The organism is Thermococcus fumicolans, assembly GCF_055386755.1.
Genome location: NZ_AP042424.1, coordinates 956,564 through 980,479, shown reverse-complemented (window position 1 = coordinate 980,479; position 23,916 = coordinate 956,564). Strand labels below are relative to the sequence as shown.

Here is a 23,916-nt window from a genome sequence, read left to right as displayed (position 1 = left end):
CCCTTTTTGCAAACTTTCTGCTGCCTCGTGGAAACTCAAAATGGCAAAAAGAAAAAGGAGAGACTCACAAAGCTGGGAGAGGATGCTCCACATCCTCCGTAACTGATAGAACATCTTGAAGAGGCTTTTTGAAACTATGTAACGCTGATATTCTCGGGATTAATTGTTCAAGTTCTTCCTCTGAGAGCATGTAGCCTATCGTGTCTCCCTGTGTGGATACAATTAGTACTATTTCGCCGTATCCCTCGAGGTAAAATTCTTCGAGCTTTTTCTCAATGTTGTCATCCAGCCCTTGGATTATCGTCTTCGCGTTTACAGGGATTAACATCTTATGCTCGTTCTTGTTCAAAGTTAGTGAATTTTCTTGGAGTGCAAGTTTTACTGCGCCCTCCGCATACTCATACCAGACTATTATTCTACGCGACATTGGACCTCACTTCATCAAGTAACATTAGTGTTTTGAATAAAAAGTAGTGTAGAATTTTTTAGGGATGGTTTTTTGGTAATGAGACTTAATTTTTCTTGTGATTCACTGAGTTATGTGAGGCGATGAATTTTAACCTGTTTGAAAATTTTTAGGGGATAAAACCTTTTTAAGGCCGTTTGAGAGAGCTAATTAGAATTGAGGCGATGAAAAGGGGAGTGTGGACGATGAATTTCACTCCGCTCTAAGAGCTTTGTTCAGAAAATAAAGCCCGTTTGGGGCTTTTAGATTTTCGGGGCGATGAAGAGATTCATCCCTCCTGACTGGACTGCTCCCCAGAGATGATGACGCGGTCCCCCCTCGAGCCCCCTTTTTGGAGGTGAGAGCTTGAGGATAAGCTCCATAGAGGAGTTCCCGCGGGAACTGGTGCCGGTTGAGATTCCTCCCCACACGGTGATGCTCCGTGGAATCGCGTGGGACTCCAACGTCTATCTCGTTCGGGATAAAAGAGAGGCCCTAATAATCGACACCGGCACCGGTGTGAACTGGCACGTCTACACCGGAATCTGGGAGCGGGAAGGCTATCTCGACGGGGTGAGGAAAGCCGTCATCTTCAACACCCATGAGCACTTCGACCACGTCGGGGGAAACCGGCCGCTGGGAGAGTGGCTGAAAAGCCAGGGCATCGAAGTTCTCTTCGCGGCCCACGAGATAACCGCAAAAACACTGGAAAGAGGCGACGACTACGTTATCCTAGCATACTCCTACGGGCGGAAGTTTGAGCCCCAGAAGGTCGACATCAAGCTCAAGGAGGGGGACAAGCTCAGAATCGGCTCGTTGGAGCTTGAGCTGATCCACACGCCGGGTCACACTGCCGGGAGCTCCTGTCTCTACCTCGGCGACAGGGAAACGAGGGTTATGTTCACCGGCGATACGCTCTTCAGGGGTACCGTCGGGAGAACCGACCTTCCGACCGGAAACGGCCGGGAGCTGAGGGAAAGCCTCGAACGGCTTTCCGAGTTCGAGATTGATTTCGGCCTCCCCGGCCACGGGAGGTACATAGACGACTGGAAGGGGAACCTTAGAGAGATTCTGGGGTGGCTATGATGAGGAAAGGCTCCGTGAAGGAGGTTCTGGCAAAGCTCAAGTACGATCCGCGTGAGGACGAGAGGGATTACTACGTTGTCATCGAGCACCGGGGTGCGTATGGAGACGTCAAGAAGATCCCCGTGGATATGATAGAACTCGGACACGGCTACTTCTTCATTGGAGAAGCCCAGATACCCTACCACCGCATCTTAAGGGTCGTGAGAAAGGACGGAAGGGTGATCTGGGAGACGAGGAAGCTCTGAGGTTCGATTTCGGTGGGCACATCCCGCTTACATTTCGAACATCCCGCAGGAAAAAGCTTTTCTACTCCCCGCTGAATCACCCAGCATGATAGACGCCCACGCGCACATCGAGATGTTCAAGGGAAAAGCCCCAGAAGTCGTTGAGGAGAGCAGGAAGCACATCAGAGCGGTCGTCGATTCCATCACCGAGTACAGGAAGTTCCACGTCTGGAAGAGCTGGGAGCTTCTTAAGCCGTACTTCGGCTTCGTCCAGCCAACCCTCGGCTACGCGCCTAACGAAGCACGAAGGGGCAACTGGGAGAAGGTTAAGAAGGTTGAGGACTTCATCCGCGAGCACTCCAACGAGATAGTCGCCCTCGGCGAGATAGGGCTTGACTTCTACTACGCGAAGACTGAGGTGGAGAGGAGAAACCAGAGGGAGATCTTCCACCACTTCCTCAACCTGGCCGTTGAGCTGAACCTTCCCGTCGTCCTCCACGCGCGCGATGCAGAGCGGGAGGTCTTCGAGGCGATTCAGCGGGCGGGGGTTAAGGCTTACTTCCACTCCTACAGCGGGCCAAGGGATCTGGCCCTTGAGATAGCCGAGAACGGCCACATCATAGGCATAAACACCGGGATAGACTTCATCCCGGCCGTGAGAGAAGCCGCTGAAGTCCTGCCGCTTGAGAGCATCGTCGTGGAAACGGACAGTCCGTACATGAGTCCGTACAAGGGCGAGAAGAACTATCCCTGGAACGTGGAGTACGTGGTGAGGAGAATAGCGGAGCTTAGGGGACTGGAGTTTGGGGAAGTGGAAAAAATCACAGAGAGAAACGCGATCAAGTTTTTCGGCCTCAAGCTCTGAGGAAGGAGGGGATGAAATGGGCATCGGAGTTCCCGAGGTTGAAGAGGTTAGGAAGTTGCTTGAAAAGCTCGACGAGAGGGCACTCATCGCGAGGCTCGACTCCTTCGTGGCGCTCAACGAGGGGCTTGAGACCAAGAAGGGAAAGGAGTTCATAGAGGTCTCGATACTGGGCTTTTTGGAGGGAGTGCTGACAGCGCTAAGGGGGAAGTATCCGGGGAACAAGGACGTTTCGGAGCTTTACAATCAGGTCGTGGAGAGGAGGGCAGAGCTTGACAGGCTCTTTCGGAAGCCGAGGATCCCCTACTTAGAGGAGACCGAGTGAGGAATAGTGAACAATGTGGAGCTGATGTGGGCAGGGAACGCCCATTGAAGCCTTTTCAACATTTTGGAGATCAACCAAAAGGTTATTATAGCATGAGAGCTTATTTTAGGGCATGATGCGGTAGTGTAAGGAGAGCCCGGACTGCGGGCTCAAATAAGTTTTTTGTTCACAACTTTCGCGGCCCAGGCTCTTCTGAGGAGGGTGTGAAAGATGAGAAAGCGCGCTCTACTTTTGATTTGTGTTCTCTTAGCCACTTACTTAATCTGGGGATTCGTTGGTGTTCTGCACGCTGTCCAAGCTGGGGGAGACTACGCCTTCTACGACGACTTCAACGACAACAGCCTCAACACGTCCAAGTGGACCGAGGATTTGGTTGGGAGCGGGAACTCCTTTGCGGAGAAGAACGGAGAGGCGGAATTCGTTGTCTTCGGGCACGGGGGCTGGGAAAAGGGGCACTCAACGCTCGTGAGCAGGTGGATAGAGCTGGGAAACTGGGAGTCGATAACCATCACAGGCAGGTGGAAGTTCACGGATCCGCATACGGCGGAGATGGTCATGGGCATAGACGGGCCGGCAAAAGGGCAACACATCTGGGTGCACTACGTGAGCTGGGAGGGCCCGAAGATAACCTACAGGTACGGCAACGCCTCAAAGAGCGAGGGCAGGGAGATACCCACGGAGTACGTTCTCTTCAAGCTGGTGGTCTACCAAGATCGCTTCGAGTTCTGGGAGGACGGAAAACTTGTAACGACCATCAAAACGGACTGCATGAAAGATGCTGGAAGGATAAAGCTCACGATAGGCGGCTGGGACGCTTCACCCTTGGTCTCTCACGTCTATTTCGACGATGTAGGCGTGAGCTACGAGCCGATGGTCACGAGCACCCCAAGTGAAACGACCACGTCAAGCAACAGTCCAAGCGAGAGCGCAACGACTTCGGAGACGAGCAGCAGGACATCGGGCAAAGGAATCTGCGGTCCGGCGGCTGTGGCGCTTCTTCCAATAACTGTAGCGGCCCTTTGGAGGAAGCGGAGATGAGAAAGGCATCCATTCTGATTATCTACCTGCTGCTTGCTTCATATCTCAACGTGGGGCTTGTTGGGGTTCTCCCCTTTGTGCATGCCGACGGGAGCTATACCTTCTACGACGACTTCAACGACAACAGCCTCGACACAAGCAAGTGGACCGAGGACGTGGTTGGGAGCGGCAATTCCTACACAGAAGCGAACGGAGAGGCCCAGTTCGTCACCTACGGCCACCAAGGCTGGGACAACGGCCACGCGACGCTGGTGAGCAAACCTATTGAGATAGACAACTGGAGTTCGGTAACTCTGTCAGGGAAGTGGAAGTTCACAGACCCAGGGACGGCGGAGATGCTCGTAAAAATCCTCGACGCAGATTCGGACAACTTCGTGGCGGTTCACTATATAAGCTGGCCCTCGGACAAGATATCGTACCGTTATCCGGGCAACAGCATCACGGAAGCGAGAACTATACCGAGGAGCTACATCCCCTTCAAAATAGTCATCTACAAGGATCGCTTCGAGTTCTGGGAGAGCGGAGCCCTCGTAAAGACCATCTACACATCCAGCATGGAGAACGTCACCAGATTTAAGGTCGTCATAGGCGGCTGGGACTACTCTGCCTATTACTCCCACATGTACTTTGACGACATAGCGGTGCAGTACACCCCAGGGGGACCTGCAGAGGAGAAGCTCCAGATAACGATTTACTCCCCAAAGGAGCAGACCTACAACACGACGACCATAGACCTGAACGTCACCGCCAACAAGCCCGTGGACGAGTGGCGCTACTCCCTCAACGGGGGCAAGAACGTCACATTCATCCCCAACACGACGATAGAAGCGCAAGAAGGCGAGAACCATCTCGTCGTCTACGCCATAGCGGGCGACGAAAGCGCAACCGCCCAGGTGGACTTCTATGTTAACCTCTCCAAGGACACCACCCCACCGGGAACCGTTGAGAACCTCACCCACGAGGTCGGGACTGACTACATCCACTGGACTTGGGACAATCCAGCAGACGATGACTTCGAGGGGGCGCTCGTCTACATCGACGGGAAATACCAGGGCGAGACGATGGATGAGGAGTGGTGGCTTGATGAGCTTTCACCCGGAGAGACGCACGAGATAGGAATCCTGACGAAGGACACCAGCGGGAACGTGAACACGACGTGGGTGAACGACACCGCAACGACCCTCGTTCCAGCCGAGACGGTCTACGTAAACGAGAGCGGCTGGTGGTACGAGGGAGGAACTTTAAACCCGAGCGAGACGCCGCTCCAGGATGGAATAGATGCAGCACCAGAGGGCGGAACTGTCGTCGTCCTGGCCGGAACCTACCCGGAGAGCGTGGAGATAGACAGGCCCCTAACGGTTGAAACTGAGGAAGGAGCAGAGGTTCGCGGCGATGGCTCCTACTGGGGCGAGAGCATGAAGCCGGTCTTCTACGTGGATTCAAACAACGTCACCCTGAGCGGGTTCATCATAAACTCCTCCGTTTCCAACATCGGCGTCTGGATCGACGAAGCTGAAAACTGCACCGTTGAAGGAAACACGGTGGCTATAACCGAGGGCGGTGAGGACGTCCGCTACGGAATCTACCTGAGCTACGGCGGAAATAATACGGTGAGGGACAACGAGGTAAGCGTCTCCGGCTTCCAGGGGATAGGGATCTACGTCTATGGGGAGGAGAACGACATTATAAGCAGGAACACAGTGGTCGTTACCGGAGACGGCGCGAACGGGGTAGAGATATTTGAGTCCTCATCGGTCGTCCACGACAACGACGTGACTATTTCAGGCATTGGAGAGAACTCCGGCTACGCGCTCTACCTCTACACCGCAGGGGACTCAGACGTACACGACAACGCCCTCAGCACGAATCTCTCAGAGCTGAGGGCGTGGGCGGTGAACGTGGAGGACAAGTTCAGCGGTTCTCTAAGCGGGAACAGGATAAACGGGATCCTCACGGAGATTACCTGCCCCGGAAACTGCTTGGTTAGGGGCGTTTCCCCGGAGGAGAGGCCCGCACCACTGGAGGGCTACGGAAGCGTCGGAGAGTACCTTGAGGCCTCGATGGACTCCTGGCTCTGGCTGGCGTTCTACTACGACGAAGTTCCAGCGGGCCTCCAGGAGGACACCCTCCAGGTGTGGCGCTTCAACGGAAGCTGGAGGCTTGATGGAACATCTGACCATCAGCTCGAAGCCTCGAAGAACCTCGTTGGGGCGAACCTTACGCAGTCGGGAATCTTTGCGCCGCTGGCGGAGGAAGAGAAAGACGTAACGCCGCCTTCCCTGTCCTTCGTCAGTCCAACACCGGAAAACGGCTCCTTAGTAGACCACTCACACGTGCTCTTTTACATCACCTCGAACGAGAACCTCAGCTCTGCAACCCTTGAGCTGGACGGGGTAAACCACACGATGACCGGTTCCGGAAAGGAGTGGAGCTACGAGACGGACATTCCCGACGGAAGTCACACATTCAGGGCCTATGGCCGGGACTTGGCCGGAAACAACGGAACGAGCGAGGAGAGAACCTTCGAGGTTGACACCGCTGGACCAGCGTACTCGAACATCGGCCAGGACAGAGATGGAATTCCGCGGGGAGGAACGGTTAACGTTCACGCGTTCTGGAGCGACCCCCACTTGATGAAGGCCGAACTCTACTCGAACATTACCGGCTCGTGGGAGAAAACGGACGAGGCGTTCTTTGAGGGAACCGAGGGCTGGAGCAACTTCTCGATAAGCATGGACGAGCCGGGCCTCTACTGCTGGTACATCGTCGCCCTCGACGAGGCCGGGAACACCAACGAGACTCCAAGAGAATGCTTCGAGGTCTACTCACCGCCGGAGATAGTCTCGTATTCGCCCGAAAGCCCCGTTAAGAGCTACGTTGGGGATTCAGTGACCTTCACCGTGACCGCGAACCAGCCCGTGAACGTCACGTGGTACGTCGGCGAGAGCGAGGTTTACAGCGAGGAGAACGTCCTGACGTCGAGCTACACGAACTCAAGCGCCGGCGAGGGTGAATACAGCGTAACGGCAATTATTGAGAATGGAAACGGGAGCGACAGCGTCTCGTGGACGTGGTACGTCTATCCGAGGCAGGGGTTCAGCATAAGCTTCACGGAGCCGACGCCCGAAGACGGGGCGAGGCTGAACGTGAGGAGCGTCGTGATAAACGTTACCTCCTCGATCGACCTAGACAACGCCACCCTCGAGTGGAACGGAGTAAACGAGAGCATGAGCGGCTCGGGAAAGAGCTGGTGGATTGTTAGGGGGAACCTCGCCGACGGAACCTACACCTTCAGGGTCTACGGCTGGGCCGACGGTGTTGTTAACAAAACGGAAGCGAGGACGGTTGAGATAGACACCACGCCGCCGGAACTGGGGTTTGCCCCGCCCACGCCGGAGAAAGGATCGGTTGTGAACGCCTCGTGGGTGGTCATCAACGTCACGGCAAGCGAGGACCTCCTCCAGGCAGTTCTGGAGCTGGACGGCGTAAACCGCACGATGGCAGGTTCAGGGAGGGGGTGGAAGTATGAGGGTGATCTACCGGACGGAACTCATACCTTTGTGGTCTATGGGGAGGACATGGCCGGCAACTGGGGCAAGAGTGAAAAACGGACGTTCACGGTTGACACCAAGCCTCCGAAAGGACAATTCGAGGCGCCGACGCCGGAGAATGGGAGCCTCACTGGGAGCGGCGTGGTGACCTTTAAGCTCGTCTCGAACGAAGAGCTGGAGGATGTGACGCTTTACGTCGACGGGGAAGGTTACGAGATGTCAGGAGGGGGAACGGAGTGGACGCTGGAGCTGACGCTCCCCGAGGGGGTTCACACGTTCCACGCGGAGTTCCACGACCTGGCGGGCAACTTCAACCGTACGGGTGAAATGAGATTTACGATCGACACTACACCCCCGAAGCCGACTTTCCTCCCGCCGACGCCTGAGAACGGCTCCATTACGAGAGAAAGCAGGGTAACCTTTGTGCTGGCCTCGGACGAGCCCCTAAGCAGCGCGACGCTCCACATCGATGGCAGGGACTACGAGATGGCAGGATCGGGGACGAAATGGAGCCTGACTCTGGATCTTGGGGACGGTATCCACGAGTTCTACGCCAAGGCCTCAGACCTCGCGGGGAACTCCAACAGCACCACACCAGTCTACTTTGAGGTTGACACGACACCGCCGGTGCTGACCCTTGTTCAACCCACCCCAGAAAACGGCTCCCTCCTGATGACGTCCACGATCACCGTTAACGTATCGTCAAGCGAGAACCTGAGTTCAGCGATCCTGGAGATCGACGGAAGGGAGGTACCGATGTCCGGTGAGGGGACGGAGTGGAGCCTCACACTCAACGTCTCAGACGGTGGTCACGAACTCAGGGTCTACGGCTACGACAGGGCCGGGAACCTCGGGAGTAGCGCGGGGAGGTCGTTTGCCGTTGACACGGTGCACCCAACGATTAAACTCGTCGGATCGACGCCAAGGAGCGGCTCGGTGCTGAACCACAGCAGACTCACCTTCTCCATATCCTCCAGCGAACCTCTGAGGGGAGCTGTGCTCGTTCTCGACGGGGAGGAACACTCTATGGGAGGTTCCGGTGAATCGTGGAGCGTAACGCTGATGGTCGGGGACGGACACCACGAGTTCCACGTCATCGGAACCGACCTGGCTGGAAACAACGGGACGAGCGAGGGGAGGGTTTTCACGGTTGACACCACGGTGCCCTCCCTCTGGTTCGTGTACCCCAGGAACGGATCCGCCAGAAACAGCCACGAGGTAAGTGTCCGGGTGGCGGCGGACGAAAACCTCATCAGGGCAGTTCTGGAAGTCGACGGGGTCAACCACACCATGAGCGGGTCTGGTGGGACCTGGTACTGCCGGATCCAGGTTTCGGAAGGCATCCACCGCCTCAGGGCGTACGGCCTAGACCTCGGGAGGAACTGGGGCGCGAGCGAATGGCTGAGCTTCACAGTCGACACTACGCCCCCCGAGGCCACCTTTATTCCTCCGACGCCCGAAGACGGCTCCATAACCGGTTCCAGTCCGGTGGAGTTCAGGTTGACGGCCGGCGAAGACCTCTCAGCGGCCACGCTCTACCTGGACGGGATAGACTACCCGATGACGAAGCACAACGCCCACTGGACAGTAACCCTAACGGTAGCGGACGGGAAGCACACGTTTTACGCGGAAGTGACGGACGAGGCCGGAAACACGGGGCTAACGGAGGTTAGAGCCTTTACCAGCGACACCAGGCCGCCGCTCCTGAGCTTCGTTCAGCCGACCCCGGGGAACGGCTCTCTGGTGGGGTCTAGGTGGCTGTGGATCGCGGTGAACTCAAGCGAGAACCTCTCAACAGCCGTGCTCGAATTCGACGGCCAGAACCACACGATGATGGGGGACGGAAGGCACTGGCAGGTTAATATACTGGCCAGCTCGGACGGCAGGCACTCGTTCAGGGCCTACGGGACGGACAGGGCCGGGAACACGGGTGCGAGTGAGCCCCGTGTCATAGAGACCGATTCCAGGCCACCTTCAGTCCAGGAAAACCTCGTGAACCTCACGGTAACGTCCAGGAGGGGGGAGCTGGTGTACACCAGGGCAGAGAGGGAAAGCGTTGCAGGCGTTCTCCTCAACGTAACCGAGGAGCATCCGGGGTGGTACGAGGTTGACTTCAACCCCGACGCCAGCACACCCCAGGAGGGCTGGTACCGGCTGAGTGCCGGAAGTTACGGAAACGGCAGTCCGTTCTTCATCGAGTTCAACACCAGCGAGATTGGCTACGTGATCTACTACATCGTCGTCTCCGATTCGCTCGGCAACTGGGGCTACTCCAACTACTTCTTCCTAACCGTCGAGGACACGACGCCGCCGGCTAAGATCACCCAGTTCGGGGCCAACGTCTTCGTCGGGGGGGCCGAGGTGTGGTGGATAAACCCCACTGACGATGACTTCAACCACACCGAACTGTGGATAAACGGGAACCCCATCGGAAACTTCACGGACGAACCCGGGAGCCTTGGCTCGTACGTGGCCTATCTCAGCCCCGGGGAGACCTACAACATCTCAGTGGTTCCCGTGGACAGGTACGGAAACCGGGGGAGCGCCTCATGGAAGCTCGTCAGCGTACCCTATCCGAGTCTGAGCTCGGCCCACTACTCCCGGCCCACCCCGGAGAACGGAACGGTACTCCCCGCGAACACGAGAAACGTAACGGTGAGCGTCTCATCCGAGGACAAACTGGGGTCGTGCAGGATAATATGGGATGGTGTGGCCTACCCGGTCCCCGTTAAAACCAAGTGGCTGACTTACATCGACGAGAGGGGTAAGAAGCACTCGAAGCTCATCTACACGTGTGAAAAGACCTTCTCCGGCCATCTAAACGGGAACCACAGCTTCAGCGCTATAGTCTCGGACGGCTACGGGCACTGGAGGAGCCTTGAGGAGAGGCGCATAACCGTGGCGTGGCCCTGCTTTAAGGGCTGCACCATCGGTATAACTTCGCCCGAGCCGGAGGGCAACGTCATGAGCCTGCTCGTGCCCATAAACTTCACGATGAACACGAACGCGCCGCCGGTGGACTACGAGCTTATAATAGAGGCCATCGGCTACGACGCCGGGATCTCCCCAAACGTGACGTACTCATGGGACGGCGATAAGCTGAGCCTCAGCGGAAGCTACCTCCTCGACCTGAGGCCGTTCATTAAAGGGCTAGAGAAGGTAGGGGAGAAAGGAGAACCACTGGATGTCCTTTTGATCGCTAAAGGGCCCTGCGGAAGAAGCCTGAGCGCCGAGACGGCCTTCAGGGTATGCCCAGGGAACGAGAGGCCCCGGCTCAAGGTGGAGCTGAAGGAAGAAGTCCGGCCGGGTGAGGCCGTCGTTCCGGTTGTGAACGTTGAAGATCCCAACGGCAACCTCGAAGGCGTCTACATCTCCATCAACGGCGGCCCCTACGTGGAGTACGAAAGCGGCGTGGACATCTCCGGAAATCTGACGCCCTACACGACCAACCTGGTGAAGGTCAAAGCGGTTGACAGCTGCGGGGCAACGACCGTGGAAACCCTCAGGATCGCCGTTGAGGGGCCGCCGGTCAGCGGGGACTGGATCGTCAACGGCACCCAGGCCTGTGATGGAAGGGAGTACACCGTAAACGGGAGCATCCTGGTTACAGGGAGCGGTTCCCTGGAGTTAAGGGGCTGCAAGATCCACGTCCTAGGAGAGAAAGCCGAGGTTAACGGGACGCTGGAGATCCTCGAAGGCTCGCGGATAGAGGGAACCTCCATCGACCTCCTCGGTAGCGGGGGAACGCTCCAGGTGGAGGACTCGGAGCTTAGGGGCTTCAGCGGTGGAACCTTCAGCGGGACTGCCTCGTTCACGCGCTCTCACCTGCTTGGGAACTTCAGGCTCCTCTCGTCCACGGTCTCTATCGCGGACAGCGACGTTGAAGGGGGTGTAACTGCCAGCGGAAGCCTGAGCGTGATCGGGAGCGTCTTCCACGGCGGGAGCGGGCTTGAATACCTCAGGCCCCACTGGAACTCGCCCGGAAGTCTTAGCGTCACCAACAGCACCTTCAGGAACAACGAGAGGGGGCTGAGCTTCGTCGGCACCTTTGCGGACTGGAGCTGGACGGTGGAGAACCTGCTCATAGAGAACAACCGCGAGTGCGGCCTCTACGTGGAAGAAACTGGCTCAAGCTCCAGCCAGAAGACTCTCAGAAACCTTACCGTCAGACACAATGGGGTCGGAGTCTGCGTGAGGAACAGCAAGCTGAGGTTCGAGAACTCAAGGGTGTATTCCAACGGCGAGAGGAACTTCGACCTCGACCTGAGCTGGGGGTGGCTCTTCCTGAGTAATTCCGTCGTCAACGGCAGCAGGTACGCCTTCATAGCGAGAAACGTCGGCGGGATAGAGGCCTGGAACACCAACGTGAGCGGGAGCGTTTCGCCCTACCCGACCTACTTCTTCGTCCACGTTGGCGATGGAAGAAAGGTCACAGTTACTGACGGAAAGGCAGGGGACTTCTACGCCTACGTTGACGGCGAACTGCTCATGAGGGGCTACACCATCGAGAAGGGAAAGATAGAGGTTCGCCCCAACGGGACGCTCCGGGTTGAGGACACCGACGGCATTCCTGCAACGAGCCCTGCCGACAGGGACGCGAGCGTGCTCAGAAACGTCACTGTGGAGGGCCTGACAAACTCCAGCATCATCATCCTGAACTCAAAGCTCGAAAACAGCCACGTGGCGACGATCTCCCCGGATGCCCTCATAAGGGGCTGCCTGGTGAACGGGGGAAGCCTCGCCTTCAACACAGGCCTATGGTGGGATGACAGAAACACGGAGAGCCTGGAAGAGCTGATAAGCAGCGACTCAACGTGGTTCTACTCTACGGAAGGGCCACCAGCGGACTGGATTTACACGGCCTCCTGGGAAGGTATGAGCACCGGGACGGAGCCCTTCTACGCGAACGCCTCCAAGTCCCACTTTGCCAGTGGAACCGAGGTTGGCCAGTTCACAGACCTCTACCTCAAGAAGGTTTTAACCCTCGATGAGCTGCCGGTGCAGGCGTGGCTGAACTACTACGCGATAAGCGGCGTTGAGGTATATGTCAACGGCAGGAAGGTGGTCGACAAGCTCGACCACGAGGCCCAGCTCTCCTTTACCTATGGCTGGGGCGGCGGAGGAATAACCGCCCACCCGCTCATGGAGGTCGTTGATGTGGCCGGCTATTTGAGGCCCGGCGAGAACGTCATAGCGGTGCACGTGAGGAGCCCGAACCGCTACCCTTACCTCAACCTCGGGGCGTTCAAGGCGACCCTCGTAGTAGTTGAGGGAATGGCGGGTCTAACGGACAGCGTCGTGAACGGCGAGGTCAGCGGGGGCTCCGCGAGGCTCATCATGGCGAGGGACAGGGTAGACGGGAACGTAAGGTTCAGCATGTACTCGAGGGTTCGGATAAGCGACTCGACGGTTCACGGGAGCGTCAAGGCCAGCGGCAGGCTGGAAATCATGCGGAGCAAACTGATAGGAGATGGGACGGGCAGGGGAGTGTGGGCCGAGGGCATCTTCAGCGTCCTCATCAACGAAAGCACCGTGGAGGGCTTTGAGGAAGGAACGAGCCTCCATCCGATGGGTTCAACCGGCTCCCTTGCCGTGTACTCAAGCTCCTTCGAAAACAACGGGATTGGAATACAGGTCTACAACGCGACGCTCGATGTGAGGGGCAACTACCTCATGCGGAACGGCAGGGGCATGGTGCTCGACAAGACTGCCGGACTGGTCAGGAACAACCTGGTCGCGGGCAACGGCGGTGGCATCGAGGTCTATGCCTCCAGCCCCGGAATCCTCCACATAGACCACAACACGATAACCGGTGGAGGAACGGGGGTTTCCTTCCGCTACGGCAACGGGGGGCGCGTGATGCTCTCGAACAACCTCATACAGGACAACGGGGTCGGGATACTCTTCAACGGCAGCTCCTCCGTGGCGATGGAGAACAACTCCCTCATCAACGCGAAGGGGATCCACGTGATCTGGAACCCTAGCCCTATGAGCCTGGAGAACACCGACTGGGGTGGGCACGTGCCGGTGAAGGTCGAGAACTACCCAAGGGGCGTTATGTACACCGCCAACGGAGAAGAGAGCGAGAACTACGACATCCTCTGCGACGTTGGAAGCCTAAGCCCCGGAAACACAGTTGAGACCGGCCCCGGCTGGGGTTCGAGCCTTCTCGGGGCATTCCTGGCGGTTTACCCGTCAGAGAAGGGGGTCATGAAGGGCGTCGTAACGCTCGCCGGGAGCGCCCGGTCGCGGAGTAAGATAGTCAAGGTGAACTACACGCTGATCTACAACGGCACGGAGAAGCTCATCGGGAGCGCCTCACCGGACGCCTACGAGTACGGCGACTTCATAACCTTCGACACGGTTGCCGCTAACCTCACCGGCGTCGGCTTCTTCAGGTTTACCGCCCAGAACGCGGAGGGAACGAAGGTCAGCGCGGTGAAGAGGGTCTACTTCGGGAACGCGGAGGTAAGGATAGAGGACTTCTCGGTGAGCCACCCGACGGCGATCTACGTTTACAGGCGCGACCCCAACTACTACGGAACCGCGATGCCCTACGACGAGCGCTTCGCCAACGTCACAGTAACTCTCAGGAACACCGGCGACCTGATGGGCGTGGTGAAGATAGAGCTCGTCCTGCCGGCCTACATAGAGAGGCACACCGGAAGGGTCAGCCTACTTGTGGCCGTTCCGGCAGGGATGAGCGGAAAATTCCATGCCCTGATCCCGATAACCGTCTACGACCCGCTGAAGCTGAAGTGGGATCCCATGCCAGATGAACTGCCGGCCAACCACAGGATACCGATGGACATAAGGGTCTACGACATGGACGGGGTTCTCAGGGACGAGGAGCTGACGGAGATAAGCTTCGACCTCGGGCCCATCTTCAAGCTGAACAAATACGAGGCAACGGTGTACACCCGCGACTGGTGTCATGCATACCCAAACGAATGCCACGTCAAGAACTACGGAACCGAGAGCTACACCTACGACGGCGACGGGGACGGGGACCTCGAGGCCGCTGAGAGCCACCACTTCAACCTCATGATAGAGAACATCGGAAGCGAGGCGGCTTATCTAAAGAGTCTGAACGTCCGCGACTGCATCCCCGAGCCAGACCCGCACTTCCTGAACAAGGTACTCAAGCAGAATTCCGTGACCCTCCTCGGGGGAGGCGATACCACCTTCATGGCCGACGTCTGGTCGAAGAACCTGACGAGGCTCACGAAGCCAGGGGAAAAGAGGTGGGTCTACGGGGCCTGGATGCCGTGGTGGTTCGACCATCCCCCCAAGTACATACCGCCGGTGAACTTCTCGGGCTCGTACCTGAACACGGTCAACATCATATACCGCCCCGTTGAAAACGGCCAGCCCTACGGCGGCTACTACGTCACGATCCCGATAAACTACAAGGAAACGCCAGTTAAGGCGCTCAACAAGACCTTCGTGCCCTTCACGGAGATGATCGGCCCCGTTCAGGTTGATGTCGTGGGCATAAACGGGAACAAGACCTACATGAGGCTCAAAAACACGAACGACAACATCTACTACAGCTACTACGCCGAAGGTGACTACGATATGAATCCCGAAGGCTACCTCTGGTACCACGTCATTCCCCCTGGCTTCGAGTTCAAGGCGATAGCCGACCACAGCAGGGAACCTGGAACGGTTATACCCCACTACCGCGTCACCGTTGGCGCCGAGTACTCGCTCCTCTTCAACGAGCTTCAGCTGGTTGCCATAGGGGCCGAGGGAGCGCTCAAGGTGTTAGATATAGACGTGCCCGTGGAGACGATAGTGATGGGCCTCACGAAGGCGGGCCTCAAGATAACCAACATCGTCGAGAACCTCGACTTCCCTGACGACCAGACGATAGAGGAGTACTCGAAGAGCAGCTCGGCTCCACAGGTCAACTCAATGCTCATCAACGACAACACCACCGTAGTGCCCCTCACCCTCGACGACTTCGCGAGGTGGGAGAAGGACTACGGGATGACGAAGGGCTACTACTACAACCTCACGCACTTCTCGGACATCCCGATGGACGCCAAAATCGCAGTTCTGACAAAGCTTGCAAAGGCCATAGTCACCGACGAGGACCTGCAGATACTCCTCCTTGAGACCGTCCTCGAGGTGGTCGACAACGACGTTGCCAACGATATATACAAGGCCGTGAAGATGGCCCAGAACGGCGGCCCGAGCGTTCAGGACGAAGTCAACGCCGGCCTCGACGACTTCAAGAAGCAGGTGAAGAAGCAGCTGGTCAAGTACCTCAAGGAGCAGATAAAGAAGCAGAAGTCCTTCCAGGAGCTCGATCCCAAGGAGCAGGAAAAGGCCCTGAAGAAGAGCGGAAAGAGCATAGCCGCAGCCCTAGACACCTTTGAGAAGATGGGCGAGTGGGCCTTCTACAACGTCTACGCGGTCCTTACGCAACCCCTGCCGATGAGCATACAGGTTCTCGATCCACCCGCCAACTACACCGTTGAGGCGAAGAAGATGGACACGGCGATAGTCCTCGGCGGTGAGGGCGGAAGCCTCGACGGCTGGGGCAACGTGAGCCTGACCCTCGGGGAACCGGACGTTTACAGGGCCAAGTACATAGTCCCAACACCAGCGACGCGGGTGGGGCCGCTCTTCAACGGCACCCTTGAGAGTATGAGGATCGAGATAAGCGGCCGCGGAAACGGGACCCTCAACGGAAGCCTGAGGATGGAGATCAAACCAGATCCGAGGAACGCCTCGATGGTCTTCGCCCTCTTCAGGAACGAGAGATTCGCAAGGGCCTTCATATCTCCCTACATGGCAAAAATAGGCTCCTTCAGCTCGGAGGTAAAGGACGGCACCATAGTTATCACGGCCGCCGGCGAGCTTGCGGCACTGCCCGAGGACAGGGGGGTAGAGATCAAAATGAGCGTCGGAAGGTTACTCACGAACGCGACCATAGTCCGGAAGGGCAACTACCGGGGCGCGGTAGAGCTCAAGCCGGCCTTCGGCATCGATCCGTCAAAGGTTCAGACCTCCGTGGGTGGCAGCGTCAAGACCCTAACGGGACATACGGAGGACGGGAGCCTCGTGGTCATAAGCTCTGAAAACGGGACGCTTGAGCCACCGGAGATAACCATAAACCCAACCACGCTCTACGCTGGCGGTACCATCTCGCTCAGAACCTCAAGGCCCTGCCCGGTTGAGTGGTCTCTGGCAAACCTAAGCGGGAGCGGGCTGATCGTTAGAACGTATGGCCTCGAACCCGGAAACTACACCCTCACGGTAAGCTGCCCCTACGGGAACACCACCGTGGAAAAGAGCTTCAGCGTCAGGCTCCTTCCAAGGCCCGTTGTTAGAAAGAAAGCGAGCGGAGAAATCGTCTCCAGTGAGGGCAACGAGTGGGTGAGGGTAATAACCAATACCGACCTCTACCGCGTCTACTTCCTTCCGGAGGGGCCGGTTGACGGCATGCTAGCCGTCTACGAGAAGCCGGGGAAGGTTGAGAACTACCTCGTCTACGCCCTCTTCAACGTCACCCATCCAGAGAACTGGTCGATAAGAAATGTAACTCTGCGCTTCCGCGTCCCCAAGGAGTGGTTCAGGGAGAACAACGTGAGTCCGGAGGAAGTCATCCTGCTCAGCTATTCGGAGGAGTGGGAGGAGTTCAAACCGCTCGTGGAAGGTGAAGACCTGAGGTACGTCTACTACAAGACCAGCGTTCCGGAGCTTTCCCTCTTCGCGGTGGCGAAGAGAACCTCCACTCGCCCGCCCGAAACGAACGGGACGACCGAAACCACGACCACCTCAAGTCCGACGGAAACTCAGAAGACGAGCACAATCGAAACCCCAACAGGCCCGGGAAACGCGGGAGGGGCAAACTGGCCCTACTACGTCCTCATTGGGGCCCTGCTGGTTCTCATCGTCGCCTACCTCTACAGGCGGCGGTGATTTCTGCTTTTTTCTTTTTGTGCCTTTCTCTTGAGCAAACCTCAGAGAACCCCCGCTTTCTGGAAGACGCTTTCTATATCATTGAGGACCTCTTGTCAGGAGGTAGTGAGGGTAGCCTTGATGAAGTGATTCACGAGTTCTCTGAGAGCTGACTCGTCTATCTCCTCCTTCTCATCGAAGGGCGTGACGTGAGGGAACGAAGACTCCTTCCAACATAGGCATCGGAGGGAGTAGGCAGAAGAGGAGTTAAGGTTTGCCCCCGAAATTTTTAAATAGTTGAAACGCGAGTATAATACTCATGAGTAGACAAAAGTTCGTCGATAGGGAGCGTGAGCTTGAGTTTTTGGAGAGGAGGTATTCAAGCGGAAAGGCAGAACTCCTCGTAATCTACGGGAGACGGAGGATAGGGAAGACCGAACTGCTCCTCAGGTTCGCCCGGAACAAGCCCCACGTCTATTTTCTGGCAACGGAGAAGCCCTACGCCGAGAACCTCAAGGATTTACAGAGGCTCTTGGCGGAGTTCCTCGGCGACGAGCTCTTTGGGAGGGTTCAATTCAAGAACATCGACGAACTTTTAACCGTCTTTGCGGACAGGATAGGCAAGAAGCGAGTGGTCCTCATAATAGACGAATTCCCGCTCCTGATCGAGAGGTACAGGCCTGTGTTGTCCCTCCTCCAGAAGGCGTGGGACTTAAAGCTCTCGGAGACGGGAATAATGCTCGTCCTCTGCGGTTCAAGCGTCTCGGCCATGGAAACGGAGGTCCTAGCATATAAAAGCCCTCTTTACGGGAGGAGAACGGGGCAGTGGAGGGTGACTGAGATACCGTTCTTCCATATCGGCGAGTTCCTGCCCGACTATTCGACGGAGGAGCTTGTGAAGGCCTACGGCGTCCTCGGGGGCGTTCCCGCTTACCTGCTCCAATTCGATCCGAAAAAGACCTTTGACGAGAACGTGGTTGAAAACGTCCTCTCCAAGGGGGCTTTCCTCTACGAGGAGGCAGAGATACTGCTCAGAGAGGAGCTGAGGGAGCCAGCCAACTACTTCGCCATACTGGAGGCTATAGCGAGTGGGAGGAGCCGCTTCGGGGAGATAGTGAACGCGACAGGTCTTGACAAGAGCCTAGTCTCCAAGTACCTCTCCGTCCTCCAGAGGCTCGAGGTGGTAAAGAGGGAAGTCCCGGTGACAGCCACCTCAAAGGAGGCCACAAAGAGGGGGCTATACTCGATAGCCGACAACTACTTCGCATTCTGGTTCCGCTACGTCCTCCCGAACAAGAGCTACCTTGAGGCCGGCCTCGCAGAGGAGGTCTGGGAGCACTCGCGGGAGGACTTCAATGCCTACATGGGGCATGTCTTTGAGAACCTCGTGAGAAGGCCCGAGGTGTTTTTTGAGATAACTGGGTTCCGCTTCACGAAGATCGGAAGGTGGTGGAGGAAAGGGGAGGAAATCGATGTGGTTGCTTTGAACGAGCGAGAGAAGAAAGCCCTGTTTGTGGAAGTTAAATGGAAAGAGCTAAGCGGGAGGGAAGCAAAGGGTATTTTAAGGGACTTGGAGAGAAAGAGCGAGCTTGTAGGGTTGGATGGATGGAAGAAAAGATACGGACTTGTGGCGAAGAAGGTTGAGGGGCAGGATAAGCTTAGGGAAGGGGGATGGCTGGTCTGGGACTTGGGGGATTTCAAGCGCGGCACATGAACGGGCCCCTATCAGGTACTCGGAAAGGAATGTCAAGGCAGTCACCTGGCGAAACCCTTTTATAAATTTCGACTCACGATTATATTATGAGGATTCGAAAATTTGTCAACCGCAGGAAGGAGCTTCAGACCCTCGAAAGGCTCTACGGGAGGGAGAGTTTTACCCTCGTCCTAGTCACGGGGCGGAGGAGAATCGGGAAGAGCCGTCTCGTTCGTGAGTTTCTGAGGGGGAAGAGAGCCATAGGCGTCCAGTTCGAGAAGAGGCTCTGGGAGTACAACCTGAACAAACTCAACAGGGCCATTGGCGAGCACTTCGGGATTCCTACTCCAAATTTCTCCACCTTCAGCGACGCCTTCCGCTTCATTGCCTCTCAAGCGGAGGGAAGGCTCATCATCTTCCTCGACGAGTTCTCCTACCTGCTCCGCTATTCCGAGGTTGAGGCAGAGTTCCAGAGCATAGTGGACGAGATACTCGCGGAGAGCAACGTCATGCTAATCCTCTCCGCCTCCTCCGTTGGACTGCTCAAGAGGAGCTTCTTCGACTACTCCAGCCCGCTCTACGGGAGGAGCGACGCGACGCTGAACCTACAGCCGCTGAAGTTCAACCACCTCTTCGAGTGGTTCGAGGGCACCTCCCCCGAAGATGCCGTAAAGCTCTACGCCGTAACCTCTGGGGTCCCGCGCTACCTCGAGCTATTCGATGGGAAGAACGTTGAAGATGAAATCAGGGAAAACTTCTTCGACCCGAACGCCTTCCTCTTCCGCGAGGCCAAGGAGCTTCTTGAGGAGGAGTTCCGGGAGCCTGAGACGTACTACACGCTCCTTGAGGCTATCGCCAAAGGAAAGACGAGGGTAAACGAGATAGCCCAGCACGCCTTCCTTGAGCCAAGGAACACTGCGAGGTACCTTAGAATCCTCGAAGACCTTGGGATACTGAGGAGGGAGCTTCCAGTAGGAAGAAAGGCGAAGAAGGGCATCTACCGCTTTAGAGATTTGTACTTCGCCTTCTGGTTCCGCTTCGTTGCACCTTACTTCGAGGAGATTGAGAGCGGCTTCCCCGAGGGCGCGCTGGAGGAGTTCGAGGGGGGGTTCAACCACTATCTCGGCTCCGCCTTTGAAGAGGTGGCGAAGCAGTTTCTGGTTGAGCTTAACAGAGCTGGAAAGCTACCCTTCAGGTTCACCAAGCTCGGCCGCTGGTGGCACAAGAACGAGGAGATTGATTTGCTCGCTTTGAACGAGAGGGAGAAGAAGGCCCTTTTCGTTGAAGTTAAGTGGAAGAAGCTGAGTGAGAGGGAGGCAAGGGGGATTCTGAAGGATTTGGAGAGGAAGAGCGAGCTTGTGAGATTGGATGGGTGGGAGAAGAGCTACGGACTTGGGGCAAAGAAGGTTGAGGGGAAGGATGAGCTTAGGGAAGGGGGCTGGCTGGTCTGGGACTTAGGGGATTTTACACCTCAACCCCTTTTGGAGAAGTAAAACTCTCCGAAGAGCTCGACCTCCTGGACGTAGCTCCGCCTCAGTGTCAATGCCGTCTTCGCCCTCTCCAGCTCCCGGCCAAGGTAGAAAGCATGTCTTGGGCTTATCTCGAAGTGCTCCAGGATGGTGTCGATTATCGCGTTTGGATCTTCTCCGGTTATCGTGAGCACAGCCTCTGTCCCGCGATGGGCATTCACCCAAATCTTACCTTTCTCGACCCAGATCCGAAAGTAAACCGGTTCAAGCTCGACCTGCTTTTCCTCGGCCTCGATGACCTTTTCGGCGGGCTCGAACCGCCATTCGCTCGCCCGCTTCTCCTTCAGGATCAGGAGGTCGAAGCCGAGGTCTTTGGGCATCTCAAAGAGGTTCATGTCAATGGCTCTCCTCAGTTCCCTCACCGAGCCTCTCGCCTTGGGGCTCACCTCGGTTGTAAGGAGCAGGTTTATCGAAAGTTCCCTAGCGATTCCAGCGAGCAGGGCGTTCATGCCGACGCTATCGGCATCGTAGAGCTCAACCACGTTCCCAACGCCCGCTAACAGAACGTCATCGGGATTCCTCTCGCGGTAGAGTTGGAAGGCCGTAACCGAGCGCGCCAGGTGGGGCACATGTTCGAGGATGAGGTCAGGGATAACCATCGTGTAGCCCAAATCAAAGGCCTTCTCCTTCAGTCTCTCAAGGAACTCGACGCGCTCGCTCGGCTTCGTGGGGAAGAAGCCCTCCTTCTGGTTCGTCGGGATTAGAACTACGGGCTTCTCCGTCACAAGTTCCTCAATGTTTCCGGCATCGACGCTCAAGAAAAGGTCGGCGTGTTCTAAAGCCCTCTCGATCTCGGCCGTGTTGAGCGAGTCGAAGCTTATTGGAACGTCGAAGCCGTTTTCCTTCAGCATCTCGCGGATCTCGGGGATTTTTTCGATAAACTCGAGGTTCCTCTCCCCAGCAACCATGCCGATGTCCACTATGTCGGCTCCCTCGCGGAGGTAGTAGAGGGCTTTCTCGACCGTCTTTTCTACGCCCAGCTTCGGGGCATCGACGACCTCACCTAGAATCCTCGCCGGGAAGTCCCTTCCCGCCGGCAGGTTCCCGATGAGAACGTTCCACGGTTTTTTGAGGGCTTTCTCAATGTAGCGCTTGTTCCGCGTTCTGTTCCTTATGTCCTCCACTCTCTTAAGGGCATCGACCGAGAAGAGGTCGTCAGCAGGGATTTCCTTGCTCAGCTTGAAGCCCTCGCTTAATGCCTTGAGAACCTGCGGTATGTCCATCGCGTTTCTCGGTCCCTTGAATGCCGGGATGCCAAGCTCGTCCTCTATGATTTGAGCGGAGCCACGGACGAGGCCGGGGATTAGAATAAGGTCGTAGTCCTCACTCCGGATTCCGGCCTTTTTAAGGTAGCGGGCGATAAGTTCCGGCGTGAGGAAGGCCGCGACGCTAACGGGGGTAACGAAGACGTCGCAGCCCTTACCGTACTTCCTGACGAGCGGCTCGGCGAGCCTGCCGGTGACGAGGAGGATTCTTCCGGCGTTCTCCATGGAAGAACCTCTGCGGGATGGCTTTTAGGGGTTGCGGTTTCGGGCGAAAGGTTTTTGTTCCACCGGGAGAAGTCAACTAAAGGTGGTAATATGGAGCGTGATAACCCCGTTGGAATCGTGTTCGGTGAATCGACCACCGACCATTTCACGTTCATAGTAAACCCGAGGAACGAGCTTCCGCGCTTCGGGGAGTTTCTCATAGCGAGAAACAGGGACGGCGACGAGGTTTTAGCACTTCTGAAGTCGATAAGGAACATCAACTGGCTCATGGATGCAGGCAGGGGAAGCTACGACTACGTGGAGAAGACGGTCAACGTTTTCTCAAAGGGCGTCCTGGACAAGAGTGAGGAGATACTCGCGACGGCGAAAGTTTTGGGCGTGCTGAGGACAGCCGATGGAGAGTTCTTGGCGAAGCCAGCTCCCAACCGCGTCCCGATAAAGCCGGGTGAGAAGGTCTACCTCGCGAGGGATGAAGACCTGGAGAGGATTTTCTCTCAGGGCCACATAAGACTTGGGAGGCTCATAGCGAGGGAGAAAGTCGAGGTAAAGCTCGACGCCAACAGGCTCGTTTCAAGGCACTTCGCGGTTTTGGCAGTTACCGGCGCCGGAAAGTCCAACACGATAGCGGTTCTCACGAAGGAGCTGGTGAGCAACGTCAACGCCACCGTCGTCATCCTCGACCCGCACGGCGAGTACAGGCACCTGAGCTGGCCCGGAGCGCGCGTCAACCCGATAAAGGCCACGATTGATCCTGGCAGGATAAGGCTCAGCGAGTTCGCCACGCTGCTCGGCATAGCGGAGAACGCCAGCCTTCAGAGGCGCTTCCTTGGACTGGTCTACAGGACGGTTAGAGAGGAGATGCGCAGGAACGGGTGCGTCGTCGGCGGAATGGACTTCATCCACGCGATGGAGGACAAGATAGAGGAGTGGATAAGGATATACGAGAACACCGACGACAAGGTCATCTACTACTACGACGAGAAGGGCATAGAAACGCCGAGAAAGATACAGACGAAGGACCTCGACTCCCTGATAAGGCTGAAGGACTATCTGAGCGAGCTGAGAGCAAACTTTGGCGAGTTCATAAGCCCGGTTAACGTCCTCAGCGAGATAAGGCTGGGTATGGTGAACGTCATCGACCTGAGCGGTATGGAAGAGGAGCAGATGATTACGCTGGCAAGCTTCGTCCTGCGCGGAATCCTCAAGAACCGCATCGAGTACATAAAAGCCCTCAGAACGAACGACAGGCCCACCGCGAGGGAGATACTTGACGCCTACCCGGCGGTCAGGAAGCCCCTGCTGGTCATCGTCGAGGAGGCGCACATATTCGCCCCGAGGGGCGAGAAGAACCCCGCAACCCTCTGGCTTGGAAAGATAGCAAGGGAGGGCAGGAAGTTCGGCGTCGGCCTCGGCATAGTCTCCCAGAGGCCGAAGAAGCTCGACGACGACATACTGAGCCAGACGAACACGAAGATCATCCTCAAGCTCGTCGAGCCGAACGATCAGCGCTACGTCCAGCAGGCGAGCGAGCAGATAAGCGAGGACCTGCTCGGAGACATTGCCTCCCTCGGAGTTGGTGAGGCGGTGATAGTCGGCTACGCGATAACGATCCCCGCGATGGTGAAGATATACAGCTTTGAAAGGGACTTTAATGGCCAGTACGGCGGCGGGGACATAGACATCGTTGCCGAGTGGCTCGAAGGGAAGGAGGAGACCGAGGAGATGACAGAAGAGGAGGCCATCAACGCCCTCCCGCTGTGA

The 23,916-nt window shown here is 56.9% G+C and carries 11 protein-coding genes; 9 read left to right on the top strand and 2 right to left on the bottom strand.

Going from position 1 to position 23,916, the window contains the following annotated elements; genetic code table 11:
- Positions 1–64: 64 nt before the first annotated feature.
- Entirely contained in the window at positions 65–427 is a 363-nt protein-coding gene (locus tag ACZ5AM_RS05410; RefSeq protein WP_464915826.1) for a hypothetical protein, read from the bottom strand.
- A 384-nt stretch (positions 428–811) separates the two neighbouring features.
- Here ACZ5AM_RS05410 and ACZ5AM_RS05405 point away from each other — a divergent pair, with 384 nt between their 5' ends.
- The 8 genes from ACZ5AM_RS05405 (at position 812) to ACZ5AM_RS05370 (ending at position 20,629) form a co-directional block, all read left to right on the top strand.
- Positions 812–1,531 (top strand): MBL fold metallo-hydrolase, encoded by a 720-nt coding sequence (locus tag ACZ5AM_RS05405; RefSeq protein ID WP_464915825.1) that lies wholly within the window; start codon positions 812–814, stop codon positions 1,529–1,531.
- The gene (locus ACZ5AM_RS05400; RefSeq protein WP_464915824.1) at positions 1,531–1,776 is read left to right on the top strand and encodes a DUF504 domain-containing protein; all 246 of its coding nucleotides are present in this window, start codon (positions 1,531–1,533) and stop codon (positions 1,774–1,776) included. Before ACZ5AM_RS05405 ends, ACZ5AM_RS05400 begins: the two co-directional genes overlap by 1 nt.
- Positions 1,777–1,861: 85 nt before the next feature.
- Positions 1,862–2,620, top strand: coding sequence for a YchF/TatD family DNA exonuclease (locus ACZ5AM_RS05395; protein WP_464915823.1), 759 nt, complete (start codon positions 1,862–1,864; stop codon positions 2,618–2,620).
- 16 nt (positions 2,621–2,636) lie between these two features.
- Positions 2,637–2,942 carry a DUF3216 domain-containing protein gene (locus ACZ5AM_RS05390; protein WP_464915822.1) on the top strand — a complete coding sequence of 102 codons (306 nt, stop codon included), beginning with the start codon at positions 2,637–2,639 and terminating at the stop codon, positions 2,940–2,942.
- A gap of 210 nt (positions 2,943–3,152) precedes the next feature.
- The gene (locus ACZ5AM_RS05385; RefSeq protein WP_464915821.1) at positions 3,153–3,980 is read left to right on the top strand and encodes a CGP-CTERM sorting domain-containing protein; all 828 of its coding nucleotides are present in this window, start codon (positions 3,153–3,155) and stop codon (positions 3,978–3,980) included.
- Positions 3,977–17,464 (top strand): Ig-like domain-containing protein, encoded by a 13,488-nt coding sequence (locus ACZ5AM_RS05380; protein WP_464915820.1) that lies wholly within the window; start codon positions 3,977–3,979, stop codon positions 17,462–17,464. Before ACZ5AM_RS05385 ends, ACZ5AM_RS05380 begins: the two co-directional genes overlap by 4 nt.
- 298 nt (positions 17,465–17,762) lie before the next feature.
- Positions 17,763–19,157, top strand: a complete 1,395-nt coding sequence (locus tag ACZ5AM_RS05375; RefSeq protein ID WP_464915819.1) for an ATP-binding protein — start codon at positions 17,763–17,765, stop codon at positions 19,155–19,157.
- Between the two features lie 86 nt (positions 19,158–19,243).
- Positions 19,244–20,629 (top strand): ATP-binding protein, encoded by a 1,386-nt coding sequence (locus ACZ5AM_RS05370; RefSeq protein WP_464915818.1) that lies wholly within the window; start codon positions 19,244–19,246, stop codon positions 20,627–20,629.
- On the opposite strand, the gene ACZ5AM_RS05365 is transcribed toward ACZ5AM_RS05370, so the two are convergent.
- The gene (locus ACZ5AM_RS05365) at positions 20,608–22,155 is read right to left on the bottom strand and encodes a dihydropteroate synthase-like protein (protein WP_464915817.1); all 1,548 of its coding nucleotides are present in this window, start codon (positions 22,153–22,155) and stop codon (positions 20,608–20,610) included. The genes ACZ5AM_RS05370 and ACZ5AM_RS05365 overlap by 22 nt on opposite strands.
- Positions 22,156–22,245: 90 nt before the next feature.
- Here ACZ5AM_RS05365 and ACZ5AM_RS05360 point away from each other — a divergent pair, with 90 nt between their 5' ends.
- Positions 22,246–23,916 (top strand): helicase HerA-like domain-containing protein, encoded by a 1,671-nt coding sequence (locus tag ACZ5AM_RS05360; RefSeq protein ID WP_464915816.1) that lies wholly within the window; start codon positions 22,246–22,248, stop codon positions 23,914–23,916.

Coding starts and splice junctions, on each gene's coding strand:
- ACZ5AM_RS05410 (WP_464915826.1), bottom strand. CDS start 427: ATGTCGCGTAGAATAATAGTCTGGTATGAGTATGCGGAGGGCGCAGTA.
- ACZ5AM_RS05400 (WP_464915824.1), top strand. CDS start 1,531: ATGAGGAAAGGCTCCGTGAAGGAGGTTCTGGCAAAGCTCAAGTACGAT.
- ACZ5AM_RS05395 (WP_464915823.1), top strand. CDS start 1,862: ATGATAGACGCCCACGCGCACATCGAGATGTTCAAGGGAAAAGCCCCA.
- ACZ5AM_RS05390 (WP_464915822.1), top strand. CDS start 2,637: ATGGGCATCGGAGTTCCCGAGGTTGAAGAGGTTAGGAAGTTGCTTGAA.
- ACZ5AM_RS05385 (WP_464915821.1), top strand. CDS start 3,153: ATGAGAAAGCGCGCTCTACTTTTGATTTGTGTTCTCTTAGCCACTTAC.
- ACZ5AM_RS05380 (WP_464915820.1), top strand. CDS start 3,977: ATGAGAAAGGCATCCATTCTGATTATCTACCTGCTGCTTGCTTCATAT.
- ACZ5AM_RS05375 (WP_464915819.1), top strand. CDS start 17,763: ATGAGTAGACAAAAGTTCGTCGATAGGGAGCGTGAGCTTGAGTTTTTG.
- ACZ5AM_RS05370 (WP_464915818.1), top strand. CDS start 19,244: ATGAGGATTCGAAAATTTGTCAACCGCAGGAAGGAGCTTCAGACCCTC.
- ACZ5AM_RS05365 (WP_464915817.1), bottom strand. CDS start 22,155: ATGGAGAACGCCGGAAGAATCCTCCTCGTCACCGGCAGGCTCGCCGAG.
- ACZ5AM_RS05360 (WP_464915816.1), top strand. CDS start 22,246: ATGGAGCGTGATAACCCCGTTGGAATCGTGTTCGGTGAATCGACCACC.